This window comes from Tardiphaga sp. (assembly GCF_044340795.1).
GTDB lineage: Bacteria > Pseudomonadota > Alphaproteobacteria > Rhizobiales > Xanthobacteraceae > Tardiphaga.
Genome location: NZ_JBIISY010000070.1, coordinates 11,624 through 27,342, shown reverse-complemented (window position 1 = coordinate 27,342; position 15,719 = coordinate 11,624). Strand labels below are relative to the sequence as shown.

At 62.5% G+C, this 15,719-nt stretch carries 14 protein-coding genes; 11 read left to right on the top strand and 3 right to left on the bottom strand.

Annotation, left to right across the window (positions count from 1 at the left end; genetic code table 11):
- The 5 genes from ACIQ17_RS13730 to ACIQ17_RS13710 form a co-directional block, all read left to right on the top strand.
- Positions 1 to 786 (top strand): aldo/keto reductase (locus ACIQ17_RS13730; protein WP_398469457.1); only part of this gene is annotated, 786 nt, incomplete at its 5' end.
- Positions 787 to 953: 167 nt separating this feature from the next.
- A complete protein-coding gene (locus ACIQ17_RS13725) occupies positions 954 to 1,916 on the top strand; it encodes a DMT family transporter (protein ID WP_398469455.1) in 963 nt (320 codons plus the stop codon).
- Positions 1,917 to 2,129: 213 nt separating this feature from the next.
- Positions 2,130 to 4,547 carry an EAL domain-containing protein gene (locus tag ACIQ17_RS13720; RefSeq protein WP_398469453.1) on the top strand — a complete coding sequence of 806 codons (2,418 nt, stop codon included), beginning with the start codon at positions 2,130 to 2,132 and terminating at the stop codon, positions 4,545 to 4,547.
- A gap of 261 nt (positions 4,548 to 4,808) precedes the next feature.
- Entirely contained in the window at positions 4,809 to 5,756 is a 948-nt protein-coding gene (locus ACIQ17_RS13715; protein ID WP_398469451.1) for a helix-turn-helix domain-containing protein, read from the top strand.
- Positions 5,757 to 5,760: 4 nt separating this feature from the next.
- Positions 5,761 to 6,411: a cupin domain-containing protein gene (locus ACIQ17_RS13710; RefSeq protein WP_398469449.1), complete on the top strand. Its 651-nt coding sequence runs from the start codon at positions 5,761 to 5,763 to the stop codon at positions 6,409 to 6,411.
- On the opposite strand, the gene ACIQ17_RS13705 is transcribed toward ACIQ17_RS13710, so the two are convergent.
- Positions 6,412 to 6,873 carry an Lrp/AsnC family transcriptional regulator gene (locus tag ACIQ17_RS13705; protein ID WP_398469461.1) on the bottom strand — a complete coding sequence of 154 codons (462 nt, stop codon included), beginning with the start codon at positions 6,871 to 6,873 and terminating at the stop codon, positions 6,412 to 6,414.
- Between the two features lie 168 nt (positions 6,874 to 7,041).
- Here ACIQ17_RS13705 and ACIQ17_RS13700 point away from each other — a divergent pair, with 168 nt between their 5' ends.
- Entirely contained in the window at positions 7,042 to 9,405 is a 2,364-nt protein-coding gene (locus ACIQ17_RS13700; protein WP_398469447.1) for a transketolase, read from the top strand.
- A 113-nt stretch (positions 9,406 to 9,518) separates the two neighbouring features.
- On the opposite strand, the gene ACIQ17_RS13695 is transcribed toward ACIQ17_RS13700, so the two are convergent.
- Complete coding sequence (locus ACIQ17_RS13695) at positions 9,519 to 9,755, bottom strand: Lrp/AsnC family transcriptional regulator (protein ID WP_233022519.1); 237 nt, start codon at positions 9,753 to 9,755, stop codon at positions 9,519 to 9,521.
- Positions 9,756 to 9,847: 92 nt separating this feature from the next.
- Entirely contained in the window at positions 9,848 to 10,837 is a 990-nt protein-coding gene (locus ACIQ17_RS13690) for a Bug family tripartite tricarboxylate transporter substrate binding protein (protein WP_398469444.1), read from the bottom strand.
- 198 nt (positions 10,838 to 11,035) lie between these two features.
- Here ACIQ17_RS13690 and thiD point away from each other — a divergent pair, with 198 nt between their 5' ends.
- The 5 genes from thiD to ACIQ17_RS13665 all read left to right on the top strand — a co-directional run bounded on the left by thiD (position 11,036) and on the right by ACIQ17_RS13665 (position 15,652).
- Positions 11,036 to 11,836 (top strand): bifunctional hydroxymethylpyrimidine kinase/phosphomethylpyrimidine kinase, encoded by an 801-nt coding sequence (thiD, locus tag ACIQ17_RS13685; protein ID WP_398469442.1) that lies wholly within the window; start codon positions 11,036 to 11,038, stop codon positions 11,834 to 11,836.
- A 222-nt stretch (positions 11,837 to 12,058) separates the two neighbouring features.
- Positions 12,059 to 12,718 carry a class I SAM-dependent methyltransferase gene (locus tag ACIQ17_RS13680; RefSeq protein WP_398469440.1) on the top strand — a complete coding sequence of 220 codons (660 nt, stop codon included), beginning with the start codon at positions 12,059 to 12,061 and terminating at the stop codon, positions 12,716 to 12,718.
- Between the two features lie 39 nt (positions 12,719 to 12,757).
- Complete coding sequence (locus ACIQ17_RS13675; RefSeq protein ID WP_398469438.1) at positions 12,758 to 13,570, top strand: UDP-2,3-diacylglucosamine diphosphatase; 813 nt, start codon at positions 12,758 to 12,760, stop codon at positions 13,568 to 13,570.
- A complete protein-coding gene (locus ACIQ17_RS13670) occupies positions 13,570 to 14,619 on the top strand; it encodes a glycosyltransferase family 4 protein (protein WP_398469459.1) in 1,050 nt (349 codons plus the stop codon). Before ACIQ17_RS13675 ends, ACIQ17_RS13670 begins: the two co-directional genes overlap by 1 nt.
- Positions 14,620 to 14,665: 46 nt before the next feature.
- Positions 14,666 to 15,652, top strand: coding sequence for a threonine/serine dehydratase (locus ACIQ17_RS13665; protein WP_398469436.1), 987 nt, complete (start codon positions 14,666 to 14,668; stop codon positions 15,650 to 15,652).
- Positions 15,653 to 15,719: the final 67 nt, after the last annotated feature.

The following is a 15,719-nucleotide window of genomic DNA, read 5'->3' as shown; positions in this document are numbered from 1 at the left end:
GGCACATGGTATATCGACCGCGGTGATCGCGCGGCAGCCGTCAAGGCGCTGCAGGCGGGGCTCGATGCGGGCATGAGCCATATCGACACCGCCGAAATGTATGACGATGCCGAACTCGTGGTCGCGGACGCCATCGCTGACCGCCGCGATCAGGTGTTTCTCGTGTCCAAGGTGTTGCCGGGCAACGCATCGCGCAAAGGCGCGGTTGCCGCCTGCGAGCGTTCACTGAAGCGGCTGAAAACCGAGCGCCTCGATTGCTACCTGCTGCATTGGCGCGGGCAGGTTCCGCTGGCGGAAACGGTCGCAGCTTTCGAGGAGCTCAAGGCCGCCGGTAAGATCGCGTCCTGGGGCGTCAGTAATTTCGATGCCGACGATCTCAACGAATTGTCGCGGGTGGTGGGCAAAGGCGCTATCGCCTGTAACCAGGTCCTTTATCATCTGCAGGAGCGCGCCATCGAGCACCGCGTGATCCCCTGGTGCGAGCGCCATGGCGTCGCCGTGGTGGCCTATTCGCCTTTCGGTCATAATGACTTTCCGTCACCGCGCTCGCCGGGCGGCAAGGCGCTGGAGCAGATCGCCGCGGCCCACGGCACGTCACCGCGGCAGGTGGCGCTGGCGTTCCTGACCCGGCAGCCGGCCATTTTCGCCATCCCGAAAGCGGCCTCCGTCACCCATGCGGGCGACAATGCGGCGGCCGGAGATCTCGTGCTCAGCGAGAGCGAGATCGCTGAGATCGACAGGGCTTTCCCGCGCGGTCGAGAGCCGTCCAGCCTGCCGATGCTGTGACGCTGCGCGTGCTGCAGTGCATGATTGCGCGGGGCTGATCGCGCAGCCTCGTCTCTTGCATATCGCGGTCCTGTTATCGGAGGTTGTCCCGGGCGTGCGAACCGCGTTTGGTGGAGAAAGATTCGGCCCGCACATTTCGCCGGGCCCAGACAGCCGGTTTTCCATCCGTGACCACTCATGTTCCGCCGCCGAAGGCCAGTGCCCGCGTGCCATCCGCCCAGGCATCGCGTCATGCCGACAAGCCTCTGTTCGGCCTGCTGCTGATCATCTGTTCGACCGCCTTCCTGGCTTCTTCCGACGTGATGGCGAAATATCTGGCGCGTGGCGGCATGCCGCCGGTGGAGATCGCCTGGATCCGCTTCACGGTCTTCCTGCTGATCATGCTGCCGATGGTGCTGGTGCCGTCGGGCGGCAGGGCGCTGCGCTCCAGCCGGCCGCTGCTGCAGGTCTTCCGCGGCCTCGGCCTGCTGGGCTCGTCGATCTTCTTCATTCTCGGCCTCAGCTTTCTGCCGATTGCCGAAGCGACCGCGACGGGCTTCATTTCGCCGCTCTTCGTCACTGGCCTGTCGGTGATCTTTCTCGGTGAGAAGGTCGGCCTGCGGCGCTGGAGCGCGACGCTCGTCGGCTTGATGGGCGTGCTGATCATCGTCCGCCCCGGCACCGCGGCATTCCAGCCGGCCGCGATCTTTCCGATCGTGTCGGCGCTCTGCTGGGCCTGTGCACTCGTCCTGACGCGCAAGATCAGCGGCGCCGATCGTCCGATCACCACCATGAGCTATGCAGCGATCGTCGGCTTCCTCGTGCTCAGTGTGTTCGTTCCGTTCTACTGGACCACGCCCACGCCTGCGCAGCTGACCATCGGCATCGCCATCGGCGTGCTGTCGACCGTCGGTCACTGGATCGTGGTGCTCGCCTTCCGTTATGCCGATGCCTCGGTGCTGGCCCCGTTTTCCTACGTGCAGCTGATGTGGGTGACGCTGCTCGGCTACTTCGTGTTCTCGGAAATTCCGGATGCATGGACGTTCACGGGGGCGGCGATCATCATTGCGTCCGGCGTCTACACGGCGCATCGCGAACGCGTGCGGCGCGCGAAAATTGCAGTGCCGCCCGAGCCCTATCCAACTTCGTGATGGACTCATAAATATCGCAACGCCTTAAACGGTAGTCGCATCCGTCTGTATGGCATCATCATCCGCAACGCGTGCGTGATGATACTCAGATTCAATTAGCTTCATTGCGGCTTAAGAATAAAGCTTGTTCCGCGCACGTTTGCCGCGTGTTTTAAGCAATAGGAACGCGAAAAGAGATATGATCCAATAGCCTTCAAAAGCGTTGGTATCGTTATGCTGAGAGTTTGGAATTGCATCGAGACGCAGCATGACTGGCGGCAGATTCTGCTGGCAGCGGTCGTTTGCTTTCTGACAAGCCTCGCAGCGGTCAATCTGTTCACACGCGCACGCACGGCATCACACGATACCCGTCTGGGGTGGCTGATCACGGCCGGTGTGGTTACAGGCTTCGGCACATGGGCCACGCATTTCATTGCGATGCTCGCGTACACGCCGGGCTTCGAACTGCATTACGATCTCATCATCACTGCGTGCTCGCTGGTGGCGGCTGCCGTGATGACCACGGCCGGCTTCGCCATCGCGCTGTTCCGCCGCAGCAAGCAGAACGCATTGATGGGTGGCGCAGTGATCGGCCTCGGCATCGCCTGCATGCACTACATGGGCATGGCGTCGCTGCGCATTCCGGCCATCATCGAGTGGATGCCTGATCTCGTCACCGCATCGATCGTCGGCGGCATGGTGCTCGGTGCGTTCGCCATGCTGGTGGCGCAGGAAGCAGACAAGCCGGCCAAACTGCTCGTCGCCGCGCTGTTGCTGACACTGGCGATCTGCGTGCATCACTTCGTCGCCATGGGGGCTATCAATCTCACCTACAAGGCAGGGATCGACGGCAATGAGAGCCTGCTGTCGCCGATCGAACTGTCGCTGGCCATTGCGGCCTTCACGGTCACGGTGGTCATTGCAGGCCTGGTCGTAGCGGTATCCGACCAACGTAGCCGCCGCAGCATGCGTCAGCGCAACAACCAGCTCGATGCAGCGCTGAACAATATGGGGCAGGGCCTGTGCATGTATGATGCGCGAGGCGGTCTCGAATTGTGGAACGACAGCTATGTACGGATGTATCGCATTGACCCGGAGAAGATGACGCTCGGCGCCACCATGGCCGAGGTGGTGGCGCTGCGCGGCGCATCCGGCATGCTGTTCATCGATCAGGACCGCTATGATGAGCAACTTCGCGCAGCGATCGCGGAGCGTAAGCCAGCCAGTCAAACGGCCGAGTTGCCGGATGGACGCACGATCCATGTGCGTTATCGCCCGATGGACATCGGCGGCTGGGTCGTGATCCATGCCGACATCACCGACCGCAAGCTGAGCGAAGCGCGGATCGTTCATCTGGCGCGCCATGATCCGATCACGGATTTGCCGAACCGCGTCGCTTTCAATGAGTATCTCGAACGGGTCTTCAGCGAGGCGTCGGCGGGACACGGCTCTTTCGCGGTGGTGCGGATCGATATCGATCGCTTTCGCGAAATCAACGAATTGTTCGGCCAGGCGATGGGCGATGCCGTGCTGGCCGAGATCGCCAGGCGCCTGACGGCGGCCAGCAACGGCGCATTTCTCGCGCGACCAAGTGGCGATATCTTCTCTATCGTTGCGCATCTCGGCGCCGACCCGCAAAGCGTAGACGATCTCTGCGCGCGGCTATCGGCGGTGCTCGACAATACATTGCTGATCGATCGGCAGAATGTCCGTGTTCGCTGTAGCATCGGCATTTCCGTCTATCCGCAGGATGGCGCGGACACCGAGGGCCTGATCGCCCATGCGGACCTTGCGCTTGATCGCGCCAAGGCCGAGGAGCGCGGCACGATCCGCTTCTTCGAGGCGGAGATGGATCATCAGATCCGCGAGAAGCGCCTGCTGCAACGCGACCTCGTCGTGGCTCTGGAGAACGAACAGTTCCAGCTGTATTTCCAGCCGCAGGCTGCTGCCGACGGCACCATCGTCGCATTCGAGGTTCTGTTGCGCTGGCGGCATCCGGAGCGCGGCATCGTCTCGCCGGCAGTGTTCATTCCGCTTGCGGAAGAGACCGGCCTGATCAGTGCCATCGATGCCTGGGTGTTGCGTGAAGCATGCCGCGAGGCTGCAACATGGCAGAATCCGCTCTCCATCGCGATCAATCTATCCCCCGTGGATTTCCGCTCCGGCGACGTGCCGGCGATGCTCGCCGCGGTGCTGGAAGAGACCGGGCTTGCGCCGGAGCGTGTCGAGATCGAGATCACAGAGGGCGTACTGATCGACGACTTTGCCGGCGCGATTGCGATCCTGCGCGATATCAAGGCGCTCGGTGTCCGTGTCGCCATGGACGACTTCGGCACCGGCTATTCGAGCCTCAGCTATCTGCAGGCATTCCCGTTCGACAAGATCAAGATCGACCAGACCTTCGTGATGAAGCTGGAAAGCAACCCGCAATCGGCGGCGATCGTGCACGCGATCATCGGTCTCGGCCGCTCGCTCAAATTGCCGGTGATTGCGGAGGGCGTCGAGACGGCTGCGCAATTGTCCTTCCTCGCTGCCGAAGGCTGCGCTGAAATTCAGGGCTTCCTGATTGGCCGTCCCTATCCGATCTCGCATTACCGCAAGGTCGTGACCATGGGAAAAGGTGACCGGCTCGCGGTCAAAAGGGCAAGTTGACCCGTAGCAGGGCGCCACCACGCGATTGTCCGTATTCTCTCCACTATCAATAATTCAACGGTACTCACGCGCGCATTCGTGATCGTTTGTGAGCTCGCGCATCAGTTGCCGAGTCCGATTTGAACAATACCTAGCTGAGGATTTCCCTCAGGCTCCGAAGTCTCGGCACGTCCCGTCACCCGACAGGCCCGTCTCATGGGCCCGGACTGCCGATCGTCCCTGCAGCCATGCGGGGAAAGGACTGAGAACCGGAGTTGTCTAATGACTGATATGTCGAAAGCGGGGGCAATCGCTATTTCGGCCTGCGAAGCAGATGAGTTTGCGGAGGTTCTGGCCGATGCCATGATCGCCACCGGACTAAAGGTCTTTCATCCACACCCGCTCCTTGCCGATCTCGTCGAGGATGTCTGGGATCTCGACATTCCCGACGGGAATGTTGCGCGACGACTGATCATCAGGATGCCGCCCAGCGCCTATGCATTCCTGTCGTTGCAATATCGCGTGCCGATCGTGTCGGACTGGACGTTCGGCATCGACGATATTCTGCAGTCGACGCAGCGTCACGTCGCGGTGAAGATGCAAACAGGGATCATCACCGCGCGCCCCGTGGGACCGCTCGGCGCGGTGATCATACGCATCAAGCCGGAAGCATCCGAGCGCGTCATCCGTGCGCCACTCTCGCACTTCCTCGATCAGAAAGTCGATCTGCACGAGATCCTGAGCAAGCAGGCTCTGGCGCAGATCGAGGGAGATCTCGCGGAAGCACCTCATGCCGAGGCGCGTTTTGCGCTTGTCGAGGATCTGCTGTTTCGCGAGATACGCCCATTGAGCCCGCGCACGCCCCTGATGCAGGCGGCGGCGCGTCTCCGTTTCGATCCGGCGCTGTCTATCCGGCAACTGGCGATGGAGCTCGATATCAGCGTGCGGCATCTGTCGCGCGGCTTCAAGGCGGCCTTCGGAACCGGCCCGAAGCAGTTCGCGCGGCTCGCCCGCGTCGAGAAAGCGGTGGCCGCACGACGCGATGGCCATCGCTGGTGTGACATCGCCCACGCCTGTGGTTTCGCGGACCAGGCACATCTGATCCATGATTTCCGGGCGATCATCGGCGCCGCGCCGGAAGAGATCTTCAGGCCGCCCTTGTTCAGGACATGGCGCGCCGAAGGAAAAATGAGGATCCGGCCGTTCTTCAACCTGTTCGTCGCCGGTTGATCCCATGCTGGTGTGTTTTCTGATCGTCGCGCTGATGGACTGGCTTGGTCCAGTGCACTGGTTCGACAAGAAGAACTGGCTGGCCGCCTGTCTGCGAAAGACGCGCAAGTGGAGAAATGGCTTCATGAAAGCAAAACTCGTATGTTTGCCGGGCGCGATTGTCACCGGCGCTCAGGATCTGCATTGGATCGAGGCCACGCCGGGCGATCTGATGGCGCTGCGGATTCACAGCCGCGACGTCGCTGGTGCCTTCACGGTGGTGGAAGCGCGCGTGATGCCGTTCAGTGGCCCGCCGCTGCATGTCCACAATGAGCGTGACGAGATTTTCGAAGTGCTCGAGGGACGGTTTCGTTTTCTCTGCGCCGGCGAAAGCTTCGATATCTCGGCGGGCACTACAGTCGTCGTCCCACGCGGCGTCGCCCACGCATGGGTCAATCTCGGATCGCGGCCGGCGCGCTTGCTGTTCTCTTTCGTGCCGGGCGGCATCGATGGCCTGTTCGAGGAGATCGGCCGCACCCCGCCGGATCAATGGGCTGCGCTGGCGGCGTTGCACGACACGGACATTGTCGGGCCGCCGCTCGTCGTCGAGGGGGCGACGGAGCCATGTCGGGCCTATCGCGGCCAGAACATCGCATTCCTGATGCCTCTGCCATAGTCAGACCGGCAGGGCGATCGAATACTTCACCTGGCTCAGTGCAAAGCTCGACTCGATGGACGCGATGCCATCGAGTCGGGTGAGCTTGTTCTTGAGGAAGGCCTCATAGGAGGCGAGATCGGCAGCGACGACGCGCAGCAGATAGTCGCGATTGCCGGTCATGAGATAGCATTCCAGCACCTCGTCCCATTTCGAGATCGCCTTGGCGAAGCGGTTCAGGTCTTCCTCTTTCTGCCGCACGAGCTTGATCGAGATGAAAACACTGACGGGAAGGCCGATCGCTTTCTGGTCCACCAGCGCCATATAGCCCGAGATCACACCGCGCTGTTCGAGCAGTTTCACCCGGCGATGGCAGGGCGAGATCGACAAGCCCACTTTGTCGGCCAGTTCCTGCATGGTGAGACGGCTGTCGATCTGCAGCGCGGCGAGGATCTTGCGGTCGATGGCATCCAGGGTTTGCACGGGGAGGGCTTGCATTGGAATAAATCCGTGGAACGGAGGCTCTGGCGACCTGTTTATCCCAATATCGAGCTGTCTGTCGCCATAAATTGAGAAAATCCGGAAATGGCCGATGGCTAGAATGGTCTCAATTCACGAACCGGATCAGCCGGCCATCCACGGGAGCCCACCATGTCGATCGATGACAGCCGCCTGCAGACGCTCACCGCGCTGGCCAAGAAGGCGCTCTGGCTTTCGTCATGGACCATTCACAACGCCAATCACATCCGGCCGAATACCGATGGTCTGAAGGTCGGCGGCCATCAGGCATCAAGCGCGTCGCTCGCGACGATCATGTCGGCGCTGTATTTCTCCGTGCTGAAGCCGGAGGATCGTGTCGCGGTGAAGCCGCATGCGTCGCCGATCTTCCATGCGATCCAGTATCTGTTCGGCAACCAGACGCGCGAAAAACTGGAAAACTTTCGCGGCTTCAAGGGGGCGCAGAGCTATCCGTCGCGCACCAAGGATGTCGATGACGTCGATTTCTCGACGGGTTCGGTCGGCCTCGGCGTCGCGCAGACGCTGTTCTCTTCACTGGTGCAGGATTACGTCTCCGCCCATGGCATGATCGGTGATCGCCGCGAGGGCCGCATGATCGCGCTGGTCGGCGATGCGGAGATGGATGAAGGCAATATCTTCGAGGCGCTGGTCGAAGGCTGGAAGCACGGGCTGCGCAATTGCTGGTGGATCATCGACTATAATCGGCAGAGCCTGGATGCGGTGGTGCGCGAGGGGCTGTGGGAGAAGTTTGAGTCCATGTTCCGCAATTTCGGCTGGGATGTGGTCATCGTGAAATATGGCCGGCTGATGGATGCGGCCTTTGCCGAGCCGGGCGGTCAGGCGCTGAAGACCTGGATCGACAACTGTCCGAACCAGCGCTACGCCGCGCTGTGTTTCCAGGGCGGCGCGGCCTTCCGCAAGCGCCTGCATGACGAGATCGGCGACCAGGGCGCGGTCACCGCACTGATCGACCGGCGCAGTGACGATGAACTGCTGGCGCTGATGTCCAATCTCGGCGGCCATGACATGGCGAGCATGCTCGAGGCGTTCGAAAAGATCGATCACGATCGGCCGGTCTGCTTCATCGCCTATACGATCAAGGGCGTCGGCCTGCCATTCCAGGGCCACAAGGATAATCACGCCGGCCTGATGACGCCAACGCAGATGGAGACGTGGCGCGAAAGCCAGAACATCCGGCCCGGTCATGAATGGGACAAGTTCGAGGGGCTGACGCAGGACAAGGCCACGCTGGAAGCGTTTTTGAAGCAGGTGCCGTTTGTGCAGCAGGGCCGCCGTCGTCTCGACGCGCCGACCATCGACGTGCCCGCGGCGCTTCAGTTCAAGCCGGCCGCCGAAATGTCCACCCAGCAGGGCTTCGGACTGATCCTCAACGAACTCGCACGCGGTGAGACCGAGCTTGCCTCGCGCATCGTCACGGCGTCACCGGATGTCACCGTCTCGACCAATCTCGGCGCCTGGGTCAATCGCCGCGGTCTGTTCGCCAAGGCGGAGAATGCCGACCTGTTCCGGCAGGAGAAGATCCCATCGACATTTGCGTGGGATTACTCGCCGAAGGGCCAGCATATGGAGCTGGGCATTGCGGAGATGAATCTCTTCATCATGCTATCGGCGCTCGGCCTGTCGCATTCGATCAACGGCGCGCGGTTGCTGCCGATCGCGACCCTGTATGATCCGTTCATCGAGCGTGGCCTCGATGCGCTGAACTATGCCTGCTATCAGGATGCGCGGTTCATGGTGGCGGCGACGCCGTCGGGGATCACACTGGCTCCGGAAGGCGGCGCGCATCAATCGATCGCAACGCCGCTGATCGGCATGGCGCAGGACGGGCTCTCGTCCTATGAGCCGGCTTTCGTCGACGAACTCGCCGTGATCATGCGCTGGGGCTTTGCGCATATGCAGCGCGAAGCAGGCGAGGGTGGCTCGGTCTATCTGCGGCTGTCGACGCGGACCATCGAGCAGCCGAAGCGCATCATGACGCCGGAGCTGCAGCAGCACATTGCCGACGGAGCGTATTGGCTGCGCGAGCCTGGCGACAATTGCGATCTGGTGATTGCCTATACGGGCACACTGGCGCCGGAAGCGATCGAGGCGACGGGCCTGCTCGGCGAGGGCCATCGCGATATCGGCCTGTTGGCGATCACCTCGGCGGATCGGTTGCACGCCGGCTGGACCGCGGCCCGTCGTGTCCGTCGCGAGCAACGCATGCCGCAGCAGAGCCATATCGAGAAACTGCTGAAGCCGTTGCCACGCGATTGCGGCATCGTCACGGTGCTCGACGGTCACCCGGCGACGCTTGCCTGGCTCGGCGCCGTGCATGGCCACCGGCTGGAAGCGCTCGGCGTCGAGCATTTCGGCCAGACCGGCACCATCGGCGATCTCTATCGCCATCACGGGATCGATGCGAATTCCATCATCGATGCGGCGGAAAGCCTGAGCCCGGCCGCCCCGGTGCGGCATCGGAAGATGGCGGTTTAGCTCGGAATGTAGGGTGGGCAAAGGCGCGCTGCGCCGTGCCCACCTTCGCGTCCACGGCTGGTGATGGTGGGCACGTTGCGCTTTGCCCACCCTACATGCTTCGGATTAGGCGTTCAAAACGCCTTGAACGTGATGATCGTATGGGTGTCCTGGATGCCGGGGAGCACCTGCACCTTCTCGTTCACGAAATGGCCGATGTCAGTGTCCTTGTCGACATAGAACTTCACCAGCAGGTCGTAATGGCCCGCGGTGGAATAGATTTCCGAGGCGATCTCGGCCTCCGCCAGCGCATTGGCCACGATATAGGACTGGCCGAGCTTGCACTTGATCTGGACAAAGAAAGGGATCATCGGGATTCTCCGAACATAGGCGTTTGGAGATCATCAAGCCCAAAACAGCCAGCGTGGCAAGGCCGCCGGGAACCGGCGGCCTCCACGTCGCGTCAGGCCGGTTGCAGGCCGAGCGCCTGCGCGGCCTCGAGCCAGACCGGCAGTTCCTTCTGATACAGAGCATTGGTCTCCTTGAAGCCGAGCGCCGGCTCCAGCGCCACGGTCTTGAGAACTTCCTTGATCTTCGGATCGCTGTTGGCCTGCACGAACAGCGCAGCCAGTTTGTCGACAATCGGCTGCGGCGTCGCTTTCGGCACGGCCCAGCCCGAGAAGCCGCTCACCGTGAAGAACTTCGACGTCGCGCCCTGTTCGGGCAGCGTCTTCACGTCGGGGATGGCGTCGACCTTCTTCGAATGCACGGCAAACACCACGCCGCGATTGCTCTGCAGCACCGATTGCGCGGCGGTGTAGCTGCCCATGGCAAAATCCAGCGAGCCGTCGGCAAGGCCGGTCCACATCGGGGATTCGCCACGGTAGTGGATGGGCTCGATCTTCAGGCCATACTGCTTGTTGAGCTCGTTGACGGTGAAATGTGGAGCCGAGCCGACGCTGTAGGTGCCGAAATTGACCTTGTCCTTCTTCTTCGCGAAAGCGACGAAATCCTCCAGCGACTTCACGCCCGAGGACGGGCTGGCGACCAGCAGCAGTCCGGCGCCGGGGACCACGCTGACCAGCGACAGGTCCTTGTCCATGTCGTAGCCGGGCGTCTTCAGCATCACCCGGTTCATCACGTAGGTGGTGGAGATGGAGCAGAGAATGGTGTGGCCATCAGGCTCGGCGCGGGCGACTTCCGCGGTGCCGATGGCACCGGATGCGCCGGCCTTGTTCTCGACAACGACGGTCTGCCCGATCTGCTTGCCGATGAACTCGCCAAACGAGCGCGCGAGGAGGTCGGTCTGTCCGCCGGCGGGGTAGCTGCACACCATGCGGATCTGCTTTGAGGGCCAGGCTCCCTGGGCCGAAGCGCCGCGCGCGATGAGCGGCATCGCCACGGCCGCCGAGCCGGCGGCAAGGAAATGGCGACGGTTGAAGTGGTTGGTCATTATTGTCTCCTCCTGGTTTTTTGCAGACGGTATCGCATTGCCCGCATGTGCGCCATGCACGACCGGCGGGACAGTTTGGCGCATCGCTCGCCAGGGTGTAGTCAACCAGAGTGGTTGCGCCTGCGCGGGTTGCTGCTCCGGCGGCGGTGGGCTACCACTGCGGAACAGCTTCCTGCTTGATTTGACGTGAGTTTTTCGATGCCAACGCCCGTTGCCCTGACCATTGCCGGCTCCGATTCCTCTGGCGGCGCCGGCATCCAGGCGGATCTCAAGACCTTCGCCGCCCTGGGCGTCTATGGCGCGTCGGTGCTGTCCGCACTGACCGCGCAGAACACCCGCGGCGTGACGGGCATCCATCAGGTGCCTGCGGATTTCGTGACGGCGCAGATCGATGAAGTCTTCGACGATCTCGCTGTCGGTGCTGTGAAGATCGGCATGGTGTCGCAGCGGGATATCATCGCGGCGATCGCCGAAGGGCTTGCGCGCTGGAAGCCTGCCCATGTGGTGTTCGATCCGGTGATGGTGGCAACCTCGGGCGATCGCCTGCTGGTGCCCGATGCCATCGAGGCGCTGCGCAGCATTCTCATTCCGCATGCTCACATCATCACGCCGAACATGCCGGAAGCGGCGGCGCTGCTCGACGAGGCCGTCGCGACCAATGAGCAGGAGATCGAGGACCAGGGCCGGCGGCTGCTCGGGCTCGGCTGCAAGGCGGTGTTGATCAAGGGGGGGCACGGCAACGGGCCGGAGAGCATCGACTACTTCATCACTTCAGATCAGGCGATCGCACTTCCCGCGCCGCGCGTCATCACCGTGAATACGCATGGTACCGGCTGCACGCTGTCATCGGCGATTGCTGCTGAACTGGCCAAGGGGCAGGAGCTGGAGGCAGCTGTACGCGCCGCCAAGGCTTATGTCACCGCGGCGATCGCTGCGGCCGACAGGTTCACGGTCGGGCACGGGCATGGGCCGGTGCATCATTTCCACAAGTACTATTGAAACTCAGGATCGTAGGGCGGATTAGCGAAGCGTAATCCGCCGGCCGGTCTCATGGCTGAAACTCCGCGGTGGATTACGGCTACGCCTCATCCGCCCTACGGCAAAGCCCAGCTACACACAGCCGCTGCGACACTCTGTCGTCGATCTGTCATCCCGCCTTGATATCAGCCGATCAGCACATGGGTTGTCCGATTCCATCGGACACGCTGGACGGAACCATCGATGACGACGCTGGATCTCGAGAAGTCCATTGTTGAAACGGCCTATGCCCGCTGGGCGCCGATCTATGATGCGGTCTGCGGCCCGGTGATGCTGAAGGGCCGGCGCGCTGCCGCGGAAGCGGCGCGCAATGTCGGCGGCAAGGTGCTCGAGGTCGGTGTCGGGACCGGCCTTTCCTTCGATGACTATGACCGCAGCACCGAGATTACCGGCATCGATCTCTCCGAGCCGATGCTCGCCAAGGCACGCGCCAAGATGGCGTCCGGGCGTTTTCCATGGGTCAAGGAAGTCCGCCAGATGGACGCCCATGCCATGGAGTTTGCGGACTCCACATTCGATTGCGTGGTCGCACAGTTCGTCATCACGCTGGTCGAAAATCCCGAGCAGGTGCTGTCCGAATGCCACCGTGTGGTGAAGCCGGGTGGGCGCATCATTCTCGTCAACCATCTCTATTCGGAGACCGGCTGGGCCGCGGCGCTGGAGCGCTGGGCGGCGGAGCGCACGCGCTCGCTCGGCCTGCGTCCGGAATTCCCGTTCGCGCGGCTGCAGGCGTGGTCGCAGGCGAATGCCGACAGCATTCTCGTCGAGCGCCGCAAGCTGCGGCCGTTCGGCATCTATACGCTCGTAACTTTCGAGAGAACCGCACCGGCGCTGGCGGCGTAACGTCATCGTCCGGTCATGCAAATCTGCTAGCCGCACGGCATGGAAAGAGACGCGATGAGTGAAGGCAACGAACACCGCTTTCGCACCTTGTTCATCTCCGACGTACATCTCGGAGCACGAGGCTCGCAGGCCGAAAAGCTGCTCGATTTCCTGCGCGTTCACGATGCAGACACGATCTATCTGGTCGGCGATATCGTCGATGGCTGGGCGCTGAAAGGTGGCTGGCACTGGCCGCAGTCGCATAACGACTTCGTCCAGAAGATGCTGCGCAAGGCCCGCAAGGGCGCCAAGATCGTCTATATCCCCGGCAATCACGACGAATTCCTGCGCAATTACTACGGCACGCATTTCGGCGGTATCGAGGTCGTCGAGACCGCGACCCATGAAGGCGTGGACGGCAAGAAGTATCTCGTCATCCATGGCGATATCTTCGATCTCGTGGTGCAGAACGCGCGCTGGCTCGCCCATCTCGGCGACAAGGCTTACGATTTCGCGATCCAGATGAACCGCCTGGTCAACATGTTCCGCCGCCTGTTCGGCTTCCCGTACTGGTCGCTGTCGAAATGGGCCAAGATGAAGGTGAAGAACGCGGTGAATTTCATCGGCGCCTTCGAGGCGACACTGGCCGGCGAGGCACGACGCCACGGCGCCGATGGCGTGATCTGCGGTCATATCCATTATGCCACCATCCGCGATGAGCACGGCATCCGCTACATGAATTGCGGCGACTGGGTGGAGAGCTGCACGGCACTGGTCGAACATGAAGACGGCCGGTTCGAAATCCTGACCTGGGCCGACGTGGCCAAGAAGGACGCGCCGCTGCCGGCGCTAGCCCCAGCAAAGGCCGCTTGATGCGCATCCTGGTCGCGACCGACGCCTGGCACCCGCAAGTCAACGGCGTCGTTCGCACGCTGACCATGATGGCGGACGCGGCAAAGTCGTTCGGCGTCGACGTGTCGTTCCTGACGCCCGAGACGTTCCACACATTCGGCATGCCGAGCTATCGCGATCTCCGCGTCGCCATCCCGCGTCGTCGGCAGATCGCGCGCATGATCGAGGCAGCGAAGCCCGACAATATCCATATCGCCACCGAAGGCCCTATCGGCTTTGCAGCGCGCGCTTACTGCCGCCGCCGCAACATCCCGTTCACGACGAGCTTTCACACCCGCTTTCCCGAATATATCTCGGCACGTTTTCCGATTCCGGAATCCTGGGTCTGGGCCGGCCTGCGCTGGTTTCATGGTGCCAGCTCCGCGGTGATGGCGGCGACGCCGGCGCTCGCCACTGAATTGCGCGATCGCGGTTTCAGGAATGTGGTGCTGTGGCCGCGTGGCGTCGATGGCCATCTGTTCCGTCCGCGCGCCATCGATCTTGGCTATGCGAAGCCGGTCTATCTCTCGGTCGGGCGTGTCGCCGTCGAGAAAAATCTCGAAGCCTTCCTCGCGCTCGATCTGCCGGGCACAAAAGTTGTCGTGGGCGATGGTCCGGCACGTTCGGAGCTGCAGGCCAAGTATCCGAAAGCAGTTTTCCTCGGCGCCCTGCAGGGCGAAGAACTGGCGGAAGTCTATTCCGGCGCCGACGTCTTCGTCTTCCCGAGCAAGACCGATACCTATGGCCTGGTACTGCTGGAAGCGCTTGCCAGCGGCGTGCCCGTGGCGGCGCTGCCGGTGACCGGCCCGAAGGACGTGATCGGCCCGGCGCCGGTCGGCGTGCTGTCGGATGATCTTCAGGCCGCCTGCCTGCAGGCGCTGGAAATCGATCGGCAGGCATGCCTCGATTTTGCGGCCAACCACACCTGGGAAGCGTCGGCGCGGGCGTTTGTCGCCAATATCAGCCATGTGCGCGCCGAATTGCAGTCCGAACCTGCCGCGCGAGCGCAACAGCCGCGCGTCGCGATCTGATCTGCACCACTTGTCCGTTGCGCGCTGCGCGCGCTAACCTGCGGGCATGACAAACACAGCCCTGCCGATCACCGCCGCCGATATCGATGCCGCTGCCCGGGTCATCGCGCCCTATGCCGTGCGCACGCCGCTGCTGCCTGTGCCCGCACTGGATGCGCTCACGGGCGGGCGCATTTTCGTCAAACCCGAAGTGCTGCAGCGGACCGGCTCGTTCAAATTTCGTGGTGCGTTCAACAAGCTGTCCTCGATCCCGCAGGCTGAGCGCGGCCGCGGCGTCGTCGCTTTCTCCTCCGGCAATCATGCGCAGGGCGTCGCTGCGGCAGCGCAGATCCTTGGCATGAAGGCGACCATCGTGATGCCGTCTGATGCGCCGGCCATGAAAGTGGCGCGCACCCGCGGCTATGGCGCCGAAGTCGTGCTCTATGATCGCGACAAGGAAGACCGCGAGGCCATCGCGCGAAAAATCTCAGGTGCCAGCGGCGCCACGGTGGTGCCACCCTATGACGACGTGTTCGTCATGGCCGGGCAGGGCACCGTGGGCCGCGAGATCGCCGAGGATCTGGCGGCGCTCGCCGTGGTGCCGGACATCGTCTCGGCGCAGGCGTCGGGCGGCGGCCTGATCGGCGGCATCGCTGTTGCCGTCAAGGCGCGTTTCTCGGATGCGTCGATCATCGTCGCCGAGCCTGCCGGCTATCACGATCACGAATTGTCGTTGAAGGCGGGCAAGCCCGTCGCCCATGGCAATCACGGCCGCACCATCTGCGATGCCCTGATGGCGCAGCAGCCCGGTGACATCACTTTCGCCGTCAACAAGCATCTGCTCGCGGGCGCCGTCAGCGCGACCGATCAGGAAGTGATGGAGGCGATGGCCTTTGCGTTTCGCGATCTGAAGCTGGTCGTCGAGCCCGGCGGCGCCGTGGCGCTGGCAGCTCTGCTCAAAGGCAAGATCGACGCGCGGGGCAAGACGGTGGTGATCGTGCTGTCCGGCGGCAATGTCGATGCGGAACTGTATAGCAAGGTGATCAGCGTTTGAGGAAAACGCGTTGCCGTAGGACAGATTAGGGTTTCGCCCAATCCGCCCTACGGCATAGACGACTGTG